Annotated in this window: 10 protein-coding genes; all 10 read left to right on the top strand. The window is 61.2% G+C overall.

Features of this window, described 5'->3' with window-relative positions:
• The first annotated feature begins 442 nt into the window (after positions 1 to 442).
• A complete protein-coding gene (locus tag CKW17_RS09045; RefSeq protein WP_095119586.1) occupies positions 443 to 1012 on the top strand; it encodes an acyl carrier protein in 570 nt (189 codons plus the stop codon).
• An 8-nt stretch (positions 1013 to 1020) separates the two neighbouring features.
• Positions 1021 to 2295 (top strand): beta-ketoacyl-[acyl-carrier-protein] synthase family protein, encoded by a 1275-nt coding sequence (locus CKW17_RS09040; protein ID WP_095119585.1) that lies wholly within the window; start codon positions 1021 to 1023, stop codon positions 2293 to 2295.
• A gap of 1 nt (position 2296) precedes the next feature.
• Positions 2297 to 3355, top strand: a complete 1059-nt coding sequence (locus CKW17_RS09035; RefSeq protein ID WP_095119584.1) for a beta-ketoacyl synthase — start codon at positions 2297 to 2299, stop codon at positions 3353 to 3355.
• Positions 3352 to 4647: a beta-ketoacyl synthase gene (locus tag CKW17_RS09030; RefSeq protein WP_095119583.1), complete on the top strand. Its 1296-nt coding sequence runs from the start codon at positions 3352 to 3354 to the stop codon at positions 4645 to 4647. Before CKW17_RS09035 ends, CKW17_RS09030 begins: the two co-directional genes overlap by 4 nt.
• Positions 4644 to 5852 carry a beta-ketoacyl synthase N-terminal-like domain-containing protein gene (locus tag CKW17_RS09025; RefSeq protein WP_095119582.1) on the top strand — a complete coding sequence of 403 codons (1209 nt, stop codon included), beginning with the start codon at positions 4644 to 4646 and terminating at the stop codon, positions 5850 to 5852. Before CKW17_RS09030 ends, CKW17_RS09025 begins: the two co-directional genes overlap by 4 nt.
• A gap of 54 nt (positions 5853 to 5906) precedes the next feature.
• Positions 5907 to 8777 (top strand): aminotransferase class III-fold pyridoxal phosphate-dependent enzyme, encoded by a 2871-nt coding sequence (locus tag CKW17_RS09020; RefSeq protein ID WP_095119581.1) that lies wholly within the window; start codon positions 5907 to 5909, stop codon positions 8775 to 8777.
• 9 nt (positions 8778 to 8786) lie between these two features.
• Complete coding sequence (locus tag CKW17_RS09015; RefSeq protein ID WP_095119580.1) at positions 8787 to 9524, top strand: 3-oxoacyl-ACP reductase family protein; 738 nt, start codon at positions 8787 to 8789, stop codon at positions 9522 to 9524.
• Positions 9521 to 10285 (top strand): SDR family NAD(P)-dependent oxidoreductase, encoded by a 765-nt coding sequence (locus tag CKW17_RS09010; protein ID WP_095119579.1) that lies wholly within the window; start codon positions 9521 to 9523, stop codon positions 10283 to 10285. The genes CKW17_RS09015 and CKW17_RS09010 overlap by 4 nt, the downstream gene beginning before the upstream one ends.
• A 68-nt stretch (positions 10286 to 10353) precedes the next feature.
• A complete protein-coding gene (locus tag CKW17_RS09005; protein WP_371850954.1) occupies positions 10354 to 11586 on the top strand; it encodes a DUF1302 family protein in 1233 nt (410 codons plus the stop codon).
• Positions 11587 to 11643: 57 nt separating this feature from the next.
• Positions 11644 to 12480, top strand: a complete 837-nt coding sequence (locus CKW17_RS09000) for an outer membrane lipoprotein-sorting protein (protein ID WP_095119577.1) — start codon at positions 11644 to 11646, stop codon at positions 12478 to 12480.
• The last annotated feature ends 18 nt before the right edge of the window (positions 12481 to 12498 follow it).

Genomic DNA, 12498 nt, shown 5'->3' with positions numbered 1-12498 from the left:
TGTTCGACATTCAGATATCCATAAACGCTGCCAGCGTTTTACGGATGGGGGAGTAAACCTTCCAGCAAAATCAATTAACGTCAGTACTGACCTAAAACAAAGGTTATGAAGTTATAACTATTTTACTTGTCCGGTTTTTACTTTTAGTACGTCTGTTCCGTTGCGTCCTTAGTTGCTTTCGAAAGTCGGCCTGCCTGATACCGCGGGCGCCCCACCTTACCCCGTCTTTGTTAAGTAAATAAGTCGTTCACCGCACCAAGGAGGTGCGGCGTCTGTGGGGTTTTGCAGACTTTTTTCGACTTGTAAAAAAACCTTGAATAGTTCGTTGACTCTCCCCTTAAGGGCAGAGTTTAGATTCCCGCCGCGTGAGAAGTTGCTGTGGGAAAAGTTACTTTTCATAAGTCGAATTCATGAAGTAGTCACGACATATAGGGAGATAGAAATGAACAATCCATTGGACTTGGAACATGTCGTTGCCAGCACTCGCGAAATCCTCGCACAGCTGTTGGTGATGGATGCGAATGACATCGAAGAAAACAGCAGCATTGTCGAAGACCTCGGTGCCGACTCGCTGGACATCGTCGACCTGAGCTTCCAACTGGGCCGCCAATATGGCTGCACACTGCCGAAAACCAGCGTGCTCGACCATGCAGTGGCGGTTTGCGGTGATGCCAGCGAGTTTCTCGCCAACGGTCGCATTACCGAAAGCGGCAAAAGCCTGCTTGAGCAAAGCCTGAGCGCCTACACCCCGGATCAGTTGAAGGCGGGCATGCAACCGGCTCAGGTGTTCGCCGCGACCACCGTGCGTAACTGGGCCAACCAGTGCCGCAATCTCTTCAACTACCTGCCGGCAACGTGCCCTGATTGCAATGCTCATCAGGCGATTCTGAACGAGCGCCAACAAGTGGTCTGCGGTGCGTGCAGTGCGCGTCTGGTGCCGGCGGATGGCGATGAAGTGTCGCGTCAATTGGTTGAGCAGTTTGTCGCCACTCACGCCAAAGAAGCGGTGTAGGAGTTCTCATGCGGGCACGAGAAGTCTATGTGAGCGGGTTCGGTCTGGTGGCGCCCATGGCGCTGGACGCTGCCACGTTGTTCGAGCGGATTTGCCGGAAGCAATCCTGTGTCCGCGAAAATCCTCGGTTCAAGGCGCTGGGATTCAGCAACAGCGCTGCCGGGTTTATTGATGACGCGCAGTGGCAGCAGATCGGTGCCGGTTTCGGCGGCAATGCGGCGCTGCACCCACGGCAAAGTGTGCTGGCCGAGTACGTCGCCCGGCAGGCGCTGGAGCATGCCGGTTTGACGCCAGCAGACTTTGCTCACAGTCGCAGCGGTCTGTTTCTGGGCGCCAACAAGTACTGTGCCGACAGCCACGATCTGCAGCGGCTCAGCCGTTGCATGGATGAGGCCGGCCGCGTCGACCTCGACCGTCTGCTGGACAGTCCGGCAACGTCCAGCGCGACCTTCATCCGGCGGGTCGATCAGCAGACGCAGCATCTGGCCGATCGGCTCGGCATCCGCGATCACATCTCGACCCATTCCGATGCCTGTGCCGCCGGCACCATGGCCATCGGCAGTGCTTACCGGGCCATCGAGCGCGGCGAGATCGATCTGGCTATCTGCGGCGCCGTCGAACTGATGGCCAACGAACTGCCTTATTACATGTTCAACAGCCTCGGCGCGCTCTGTCAGGCCGACTTGCCGGCAAGCGAACAGAGCCGCCCGTTCATGCCTGACCGTAGCGGTTTTGTCCTCAGCGAAGGCTCGGCGATGGTCATTCTCGAATCCGCTGAACACGCGCAGCGGCGCAAGGCTGCGCCATTGGGCCGGGTGTTGGGTTACGCGAATGTCTGCGAGGCGCAGAAAATGACCTCCAGCAGTCGCGACGGCAGTAAATACGAGGAATGCATGGAAGCAGCAATCGAAGACGCCGGGCTGCTGCGCAGCGCCGTGCAACACGTCAACACCCACGGCACCTCCACACAGGCCAATGACAGTTGTGAAGCGTTGGCGCTGCAGCGTCTGTTCGGCGGCTGCCAGGATTTCATGACCTTCACCGCCAACAAGTCCGCCATCGGTCATTCGCTGGCAGGCAGTGGTGCGATCGAAGCGGTGCTGTCGCTGATGAGCCTGCGTGACGGTGTGCTGTTGCCCACCCTGAATTACGACCCTGAGCGTGCCGAATACCCTTCGCTGACGTTCTTGAGCGAGCCGGTGCGACAGCCGATCAGCGTGGTGATGTCCAACTCGTTCGGCTTCGGCGGCATCAACAGCTCGCTGGTTCTGGGGAGGGCATGACATGAACCGAGCCATCTATCTCAATGCCGCTGCGGTGCTGAATGTGGTGGGCAGTGAATGCGCTGACTTGCTCGGCACACCCTGCGCGGCGCAACCGCTGGCCTTTGACGCACAGCGTCAGGCATTTGCCTTGCCGACGCCGCGACTGGCCAGTGACCTGTTTGATCGCAAGATCCAGCGCAGCGTCGAACCGCAGGGCTTGCGCCTGTTGCATTGCGCCGCACGGCTGGCGCCAGCGCTGTCGGCGCTGCAATTGCCCGCGTCACGCATTGCCCTGACAGCGGCCATTCCCGAAGTCGACGCGCCGAGTCCTTGCTGGGATGCGGTGCAGGCGATCATCGAACAGCCGCAAAAACAACTGGCGCAGTTATTGGCCAACACGCCGCCTCTGCATGCGCTGACCCTGCTCAACAGCAGCGTGATGGCCTATGTGGCTGAAGCGCTCAATTGTCACGGGCCGATGGGCGGGTTCTGTTCTCAGGACAACGCCGGACTGGATGCGCTGGTCGAAGCCTGCCAGCAGATTGGCGAGCGGCATGCCGACGCCGCGTTGGTGGTCAGCAGCAGTCCGAACCTGACCCCGGCCCTGTACCTGCGCGAGCCCGATCAGGCGAGTGAGCCGATTTTCGGTGAGGGCGCCGCCGCGCTGTTGCTGGCGTCGACACCAGCGCCGGGTGCGGCACACGCCGTGCGCATCGCCGGGTTTGCCCGTGGTTACAGCACCGATCCGCAACGGTCTGTGGTGGTAGGTCGGCGTGTGATCGACCAGGTTCTGAGTGGGGAGAAACTGCGGGTCGGCGACGTCGAGCATATCGTCGGCAATTGCGCTGACGGGCAAGTGATGAAGTTGCTCGAAGCTTTCCCGCGCGAGATTCGCAGCACCCGCGCCATGACCGGTGAACTGGGCGCCAGCGGCTTGCTGACCGAGGTCGCACTGACCTTGCACCTCAGCCGTGAAGTCGCGGCGACGCCGGGCTACACGCTGCTTGTCAGCCACACTCGCGCCGGTCACTGGGGCGCATTGTTGTTGGCCAGTGAAACCATGGAGAAGCACGCATGAGTGCGACACGGATTGTGATCACCGGCATGGGCGCCGTCACCGGTTTCGGTTTCGAATGGCAGACCCTCTGGGAAAAAATGCTCGGCGCCGAACATTGCGTGCGGCCATGGCAGCCGGACGACGTGCAAGAGGCGTCGTTCGCGGTGCGTTATGCAGCGCCTGTCGACATGCGCCTGTTGCCGGAAAAACTGCACAGCCACGCGGCGTGGACCCTGCCACTGGAGAAACGCAGCCGCTTTGGCTGGGTGGCCGCCACGCAAGCCGTCAACGACAGTGGCCTGCAACCGGAGCAATTGCGCGGCGCAGCGGTTCTGTGTGCCTCTGGCGCGCCGCAACACATGCTCGCCGACATGCTCCTGACCGCCGCCCCGGATGGCGCTGCCCCGGGCTGGCAGCACTTGATGCCGCGTGCCGGGCAAGTAAATGCCGATGGCTCGCTGCGTCAGAGCAACGACCGGCTGGCGCGAGTAATCGCCGACGATCTGGGCTGCGAAGGCCCCGTGATCAATATCAGCAGTGCCTGTGCGGGTGCCTCCCAAGCGATCGGTAATGCCTTTCAGATGATCCGTCGCGGCGAAGTCAGCGTAGCGCTGGCCGGCGGGGCCGACTCGGTGCTCAATCTCGACACCATGGCTGCGCTGTACCTGCTCGGCGCCGCTTCGGGAGAACAACGCTGGGGCGCCGACCTGTGTCGGCCGTTCGATCGTGACCGCAGCGGGCTGATCGCCGGCGAAGGCGGCGGTTTTGTCGTCCTCGAAAGCCTGGAACACGCCTTGGCGCGGGGCGCCACACCCTATGCCGAAGTGCTGGGTTTCGGCAGCAGCCTGGACGCTTATAAAGTCACCGCACCACAACCCGAAGGACGCGGCGCGGCGCTGGCGATGCAGGCCGCACTCGACGACGCCGGGCTACGCCCGCAGCAGATCGATCTGATCAACGCCCACGGCACCTCGACGCCACTCAACGACGTGGCCGAAACCCTCGCGATCAAAAGTGTGTTTGCCGAGCACAAGCACTATCAAGCCTTGGCTGTCAGTGCCAACAAATCGCAGTTCGGTCACCTGATCGCGGCGGCCGGCGCACCCGAATGCATCGTCACCGCATTGGCCTGCCTGAACGATCTGGTCACGCCCACGGTGAACCTGCACGACGCCGACGAACAGTGTGATCTGGATTATTGCGCCGGTCAGGCCGTCAGTCGTCGCGTGGATTACGCACTGAGCAATTCTTTCGGTTTTGGCGGCCTCAACACCTCGCTGGCCCTTGGCAAATATCGGGAGCACGGACAATGAGCAATGCCTCTGCACGTATCGCCATCACCGGCAGCGGCTGTGTGTTGCCCACCGGGTGGGGTGTCGAGCGTTTCTGGTCGGCAGCCCGCGAAGGTCGCAGCGCGATCTCGGCCTTGCAGTCGCCGCTTTTCCACAGTGAGCGTGTCGTCGCGTTCGGTCACGTCGCTGAGGACGATCATCAACGCAGTCGCCAGGACGTTGCACAAAACCTCCAGCGTTATTGTCCGCCGGCAGTGATCTGGGGCGTCAGCGCCGTACGTCAGGCACTGGCCGAGGCAGGGCTTGAACCGGGCCGCGACGACGTGCGTTTTGGTCTCTATTGCTGCCAGGGCGGGTACACCCATCCGTCGCTCGCCTCTTACGGTGAGCTGCTGCACGAATGTCAGACCAAAACCGGTGCCGACATGCAGCGTCTGGCCAAACGCGTATTGCAGGAGCGCGCGCTCGACCCGTTTCTGGTCCTCAAAAGCCTCAGCAACGGTTTGCTCGGGGTGGTCAGTCTGGCGTTGAAACTGGAGTGCGAAAGCAACGCTTACATGCAAGGCGTCGCCGGCAATCTGGCGGCGCTACGCGAGGCCTGCGCCGCGCTGCAAAGCGGTCGAGTGGATGCGGCCATTGTGGTCGGCGCCGGCAGTGAACTTGATCCGCTGGCGCTGGCTGCACTGGCCGAGGCTGGCGTGATCAGCACCGACGCTTCGCCAAGTCTGCGCGCCTTTGATCGCCGCGGCCGTGGTGGTATTGCCGGCGAAGGCGCGGCAGCGTTGGTACTGCGCCGCGCCGATGATCTGCCGGCAGGCCCGCAAACCTGCCTGACGGCGCTCTTCGCCCACCCTCGTCTGGATTCGCTGAACCTGCCGGATAAACAAGTGGATCTGCTGGTCAGCAGCGCCACTGGCGATCCGCACAAGGATGCCGATCTGGCTCGCACCCTGGCACGAACCGGCGCCGCACACATCACCAGCAGCACAGCACTGACCGGCATGCTCAGTGGTGCACCGAGTCTGGTTGACCTGATCTTTGCCCGGCAGGCCTTGCAGGCGCAAAGCATCCCGCCGGTCAGTGGCCTGGAGCAACCGCTGGATGCGCATCTGCCGTTTGTGATCGGTGGGCCGCGCGATGCCGTGCTGCACGATTGCCTGGTCATCAACCGCGACGACAACGGTTTCAGTGCCGGTTACCAACTCGAATTTCACGCGGCCGACTGACCGTCGGCACGCAACGAAACGCAGCTGATTTTTTACTTAAGGGATAGAACTGTCATGGATTACCGCGATTACGTACGGCCGAAATTCGTAGAATTGATGCAGGCCCTGGGCCTCGAATGCCAGTTCCACAGAGCGCTGGGCAGCAAACTGTTTTACCGCGACCGCCAGGGTGACGAAGTGACCGTCACCGACTTCCTTGGGGGTTACGGCGCCGCGCTGTATGGCCACAACGATCCGCAATTTGTCGATCAACTCGTCGACCTGCTGCGTGCCGATGTGCCGTTCAACGCGCAGATGTCGGTGCGCGGTGCGGCGGGGCAGTTGGGGCGTGAACTCAGCGAAGCGTTCAACCGTGAACTGAACAACAGCGAGCGCTACATTTCGACCTTCTCCAACAGTGGCGCCGAGTCGGTGGAAATCGCCGTCAAGCACGCCGAATACCGTCGTCAGAAAAACCTGCAGAAGCAATTCGACGAGCGCGATTTCGCCCTCGCCAATCTGGTTGCCAGCGACAAGGCTTACGTCGAACTGGACATCGACGATCTCGATTTGCCCGCCGGTCTGCTGCCGCAGAATCTGTCCTGCGTCACCGTGCGCCAAGTGGCCGAAGCGGTGCGTCAGCACAACCTGGCGCAGCTGCATGTCGAGCCGGTGTTCCTCGCTGTGCGCGGCAGCTTCCACGGCAAACTGGTGAACACCGTTCAGTTGACCTATGGCAAGCAGTACCGCAAGCCGTTCGCCCGTTTCGGTCTCAACGTCGAGTTCATCGACCCGCAACAGCCACAGCAATTGCAGGAGCTGCCGGCCCGTCATATTCGTCACTGGCTGAGCCTGGAATGGAGCGGCGAAACCCTGCAGGTGCGCCGCGAAGCGTTCAGCGCGATTACCGCCGTATTGCTGGAGCCGATCCAGGGCGAGGGCGGGATCAACGAGTTCGCCAATGAGTTCTATCTCGGCCTGCGGCGCCTGTGCAACGAGCAGCAATGCCCGCTGATCATCGATGAAGTGCAATCGGGTTTCGGCCGCACCGGCACCTTGCTTGGCGCCAGCCATTTCAACTTGCAGGGTGATTACTACTGCCTGTCGAAAGCCTTGGGCGGTGGTCTGATGAAGATTGCCGCGACGGTGATTCGCGCCAGCCACTACGAAAACGATTTCAGCTACATCCACAGCTCGACCTTTGCCGAAGATGATGCGTCCTGCCATATCGCCCTGTCGGCCCTGCGCCGTCTGTTCGAGAACGACAGCGCGATGCTCAAGGACGTAAACAAGAAGGGCGAGTACCTCAAGTCTTCGCTGCTGGAACTCAAAGCGGCCTACCCGGACGTGATCGCCGACGTGCGTGGTCGCGGCTTGCTGCTGGGCTTTGAACTGCACGATCTGACCGGCACCAGTTCGCTGGTTCAGGCGTCGGCGCAGTACAACGATGCGCTGGGCTACATCATCGCCGGCTACCTGCTGCAATTCGAATCCCTGCGCGTGGCGCCGTCCGGCAGCAACGCCAATGTGATCCGACTGGAACCGCCGGTGTGCATCACCTTCGAAGAGATCGACGGGTTGATCGGCTCCCTGCAGAAAGTCTGCGACATGCTGCGTCGGCGTGATGCATTTCCGCTGGCGGCCGGTGTGTGCGCCGACAGCATCGCGCAGGTGCCGGCTCGTGAGGTCAGCTTCAAGGAGGACGAAACCCGCCCAAAGTCTGACGAGAACGTGCGCGTGGTGGCGCGCGTGGCGTTCATCAACCATCTGATTGATTCGGACATGCTCAGCGACGTCGATCCGTCACTGTCGACCCTGAGCGCTGAGCAGAAACGCGAGTTCATCAAACGCATGGCCCCCGAGCGCCGTGCCGCGCCAATCGGACCGGTGCAGATTCGCTCGAAACTCGGCACCGCCGTGGAGTTCACCCTGTACCCGCTGTGCATGGATTCCGATGCCATGGCGGCGTACATCGCCAGCGGCGATCTGCAAACCATCCGCGAAGAAGTCGGCAACCGTATCAAGGATGCCCGCGCCGATGGTTACACCGTCGCTGGGCTGGGCATGTACACCTCGATCGTCACCAACAACTGCCAGGCCTTGCAGATTCCCGACATGGCACTGACTTCCGGCAACGCGCTGACCATCGGCATGGGTCTGGAAGCCATCGAACAGGGCTGCAAGCAGCAAGGCCTGGAACTGAGCGCGCAAACCGCTGCGGTGGTCGGTGCGGCGGGGAACATCGCCTCGACCTACGCCTCGCTGCTGTCGACCAGTGTCGAGCACCTGATCCTTATCGGCAGCGGCCGCGACGGTTCCCTGCGTCGTCTGGAAAAAACCGCTCATCAGATTTACGCCGAAGCCGCCCGCGCGATCCTCAAGGGTGTCGCCGAACACGATCGCCTCGCCCGTCGCCTGCAGCAAATTGATGGAATCGATGGACTCTTGCAGGCCCACGGCAGCAGTGCCGATCTGGGGCTGCGCGTGGCGAAACTGGTCGAAGAACGCCTGGGCGCGAACGCCTTCATCACCGTCAGCAACGATCTTGATGTGCTGAAACAGGCACGCATCGTGCTCTGCGCGGCGAACGCACCGCAGCCGTTTCTCTTTGCCGAACACTTCGCCGAAAACAGCGTGATCTGCGACATCGCCGTTCCGCTGAACGTTGACCAGAACCTCGCCAGCCAACGCTCCGACGTGCTCTACATGCACGGCGGCATCGTGCAGACGCCGCTGGGCGATGGCCTGGTGAAAAACGTTCGCGCCTATCTCAAGCAAGGTCAGTTGTACGCGTGCATGGCTGAATCGGTGCTGATGGGCCTGTCCGGGATGAAACAGCACTACTCCTACGGCGATATCAGCCGCGAGCAAGTGCAGCAGATTCGTGCACTCGCGGCGACTCACGGCTTCAGCCTCGCGCAGTTCAAAACCGACAACTCGCTCTAAGGAACGGTCATGCCGAATAAAGTAGCAGTGGTGACCGGTGGCAGTCGTGGCATCGGTCGGTCGATTGTCCAGACCCTGGCCGGGGCGGGTTATCAGATCGCGTTCAGTTACGTGCGCGATGAAGTCGCGGCAATGACCTTGCGCGATGAGGTTCAGGCGTCGGGCATCGATTGCCTGGCGTTGCAGTGCGATGTCAGCAGCGGCGACAGCATCAAGGCGTTTTTCGAGCGGGTCGAGGCGCATTTCCAGCGTATCGATCTGTTGGTCAACAACGCCGGTATTACCCGTGACGGCTTGCTGGCGACGATGTCGGCGCGCGACCTGATCGACGTGATCCAGACCAACCTGATCGGCACGATGCTCTGCTGTCAGCAGGTGGTGCCGGGCATGTTGCGTCAGCGCAGCGGTTGCATCGTCAACATCAGTTCGGTGGCGGCGCAGAAGCCCGGTAAAGGCCAAAGCAACTATGCCGCCGCCAAGGGCGGGGTCGAATCCTTGACCCGTGCCTTGGCGGTGGAGCTGGCGCCGCGCAACATTCGCGTCAACGCGGTCGCCCCGGGCATCGTCAAGACCGAGATGAGTACCGCGCTGATCGGCAGTCAGGAAGAAGAAATCCAGTCGCGCCTGCTGATCAAACGCTACGCGGAACCTGAAGAAATTGCCGAAGCGGTGCTGTACCTCGCCGATCGCGGTTTGTACCTGACCGGGGAGGTCCTGTCGGTCAACGGCGGGTTGAAAATGCCATGAGCCGAACCATTCTGATCACCGGTGCGGCGAAAGGCATCGGCCGTGCGGTCGCCGAGAATTTCGCCGCCGACGCCGACAATCGCCTGATTCTGCTGGATCTCGATCTGGCCGAACTGCAGCGCTGGGTCGATGAGCAACAGGAGCAGATCAAGGCGCGAGTCGAAACCCATGCAGCAAACATTGCCGACCTGCCGGCCATGGAGGCGTTCTTCAAAACCCTTGGTTCGCAAGTCGAATACGTCGATGTGCTGGTCAACAGTGCAGGTATCTGCAACGAGAACGAGCCGGAGGATCTGCATAACTGGCACAAGGTGATTTCGGTCAATCTCAACGGTACGTTCTATGTGACCTCGTTGTGTCTGGCACTGATGCCCGACCGAGGGCGAATCATCAACATGTCGTCGATCCTCGGCCGTGCCGGCAAGGTGCGCAACACCGCGTACTGCGCGTCCAAGCACGGCATCGTCGGCATGACCAAGGCGCTGGCGCTAGATCTCGCTTCGCGGCAGATCACCGTTAACGCGATTCTGCCGGCGTGGATCGATACGCCAATGTTGCAGGGTGAACTGGCGACGCAAGCGGCGATTGCCGGGCTCACCCAGGAACAGATCGTGCGTAACGCGAAGAAGAAACTGCCGATGCGCCGTTTCATCCAGAGCGAGGAGGTGGCGGCGATGGTGCGTTACCTGGCCAGCCCCGAGGCTGGCGGGGTGACCGCGCAGAGTCTGGTGATCGATGGCGGTGTCGGGTTGGGAATGTAGCGATGCCTCGATTTCACAACAGTCATATCGCTTGTGCGGTGTGGGCGTGCATGGCTGCGCCCACCGCGATGGCCGAATTTACCGTCGCTGATCTGAAGCCTGATTACGCCGACGGTGAAGTCGGCGTGGCCACGGCAATGCGTCTGCACGGTGACGATCAGGTCACGCAGAAAGCCGTCTACTTCAAGGCCAACCTGGAAGACAACTGGGAGGGCGGTTACTACAAGGCCAAGGGCCGTGTGCGTTATGACGCGCGCTATGACGGCAACAATCCGTACAGCGAACGGGCGCGGGACAAGTACCGTTTCGACGCCGATTGGCGGCACCTCTACGTCGGCCATTCGCTGGGTGACGGTGAAGTGACAGTGGGCTGGCAGCAAGTGGTCTGGGGCCGCGCGGATGAATTGCGCGTGCTCGATCAGATCAACCCGCTGGACTATCGCGATGGCCTGACGCCGCTGCTCGAAGACAGTCGCATCGCCGTGCCCATGGTGCGTTTTGCGCAACCGCTGGGCGAGTGGGAACTGGAGGCGCTGTGGATCACCGACTTCGTGAAAAACCGGGCGCCGGTTGAGGGCAGTGAATTTGCCGCGCCACTGTTTGCCGCGCCGGACCCGCAGTATTTCCTGCTCGACTCCAAGCCCGGCTATGACGGCGACAAGGGCTATTCCTATGGCCTGAGCGCCAACGGCCGGATCGGCGCGGTGGACACCAGTTTTGTTGCCTTGAGCGCCCGTCAGCAAGACCCGGTGTACGCGGTCGAAGGCCTCGCCGACGACGGTCGCACGCGGCTGGAGCGGCAGTTTCCCCGTTACACCATGGGCGGTGCCGGGCTGGCGATCGACGCCGGGCACAGCATCGTGGTGCGCAGCGAGGTCGCGTATTTCGACAATTGGCGCGTGACCAATCCGACCCGCGCCTACGGTGCCGACAGCACGCCGATGGTCAAGTCGCTGCTGGGTGTCGACTACCTGTTGCGCGACTGGCTGATCTCCGCGCAGTGGCAGGAGCAGGTGTTACTCGACTGGCAGGACGGCATGTTGCAGGACAAACACGAACCGCTGTTCACCCTGTCGGCCGAAGGCACCCATTGGCAGGACCGCCTCAAAAGTCGCCTGGTGGTCGCTGGCTCACCGCCGTTTCAGGACGACGCCTTGCTGCAAGGCATCTTCACCTACAAGCCGGTCGACTACATCAAGCTCGGCCTGGAAGTGGATGTGTTCTTCGGCAAGCCCGAGAAGACTTTCGGCGAGTACAGCAAGCGCGATCAAGTGCGGCTGTCGGCCGGCTATCTGTTCTGACCCATCACGCCTGCCGCGCGCGCGCAGGTGCATTCATCCAACGAAAAGGAAGTTGTTATGTTGCCGTTTTTGAAAAGTCTGACCACCGCCGCACTGATCCTCGGTAGCGCCTGCGCCAGTGCCGCCGAGGCTGGCAATGCCGATGAGATCATCCGTCAGGTACGCGATCGCAATGACGGGAACAGCTTCATGTCCCAGGTTTCGCTGATCCTGCATGACAAGAAAGGCAATACCCGGGTTCGCGAGTTCACCTACCTGCAAAAGGATTACCCGGACAGCGACAAGTTCAGCATGTACTTTTCCGCGCCGACTGACGTGCGTGACGTGGCCTTCCACATCGAAAACCCGCACGAAACCCTCGGCCTGGAAGACAGCCAGTGGATGTACCTGCCGGTCAGCCGCCAGACCCGCCGCATCTCCACCACCGACAAGCGCGGCTCGTTCATGGGCAGTGAGTACTCGTATGCCGATCTGGACAAGATCCGCGTCAAGGACTACTCGCAGAAACTCGTCGGCGAAGAACAGATCAAGGGCCGCGACTGCTACGTGATCGAGCGCGAGCCGGCGTCCCCCGAGGTGCTGGCCAAGACCGGTTACAACAAGCTGAAGGTGTGGATCGACAAGCAGAATTTCCTGGTCATGCGTCAGGATTTCTTCGACGTCAAAGGTGTGCTGATCAAGCAGATGCGCACGCAGAAAGTCGCGACCATCGACTCGATCGACAGCATTGTGCTCAGTGAAACCGAGCACTTCATCGACGGCACGCGCTCGGAAATGCGCTTCAACCAGTTGCAGTACAACGTCTCCTTGGAAGATCGCCTGTTCACCCAGACCGCCATCAAGCGCGGGCTGAAAACCGGTGACCTGCCGGAATTTGCCGTGTCTGCCCGCTAAGCGCCGACCCCGACGACC

Source organism: Pseudomonas sp. Irchel s3f10 (genome assembly GCF_900187515.1).
Lineage (GTDB): Bacteria > Pseudomonadota > Gammaproteobacteria > Pseudomonadales > Pseudomonadaceae > Aquipseudomonas > Aquipseudomonas tensinigenes.
This window is presented reverse-complemented; position numbering and strand designations above follow the sequence as displayed.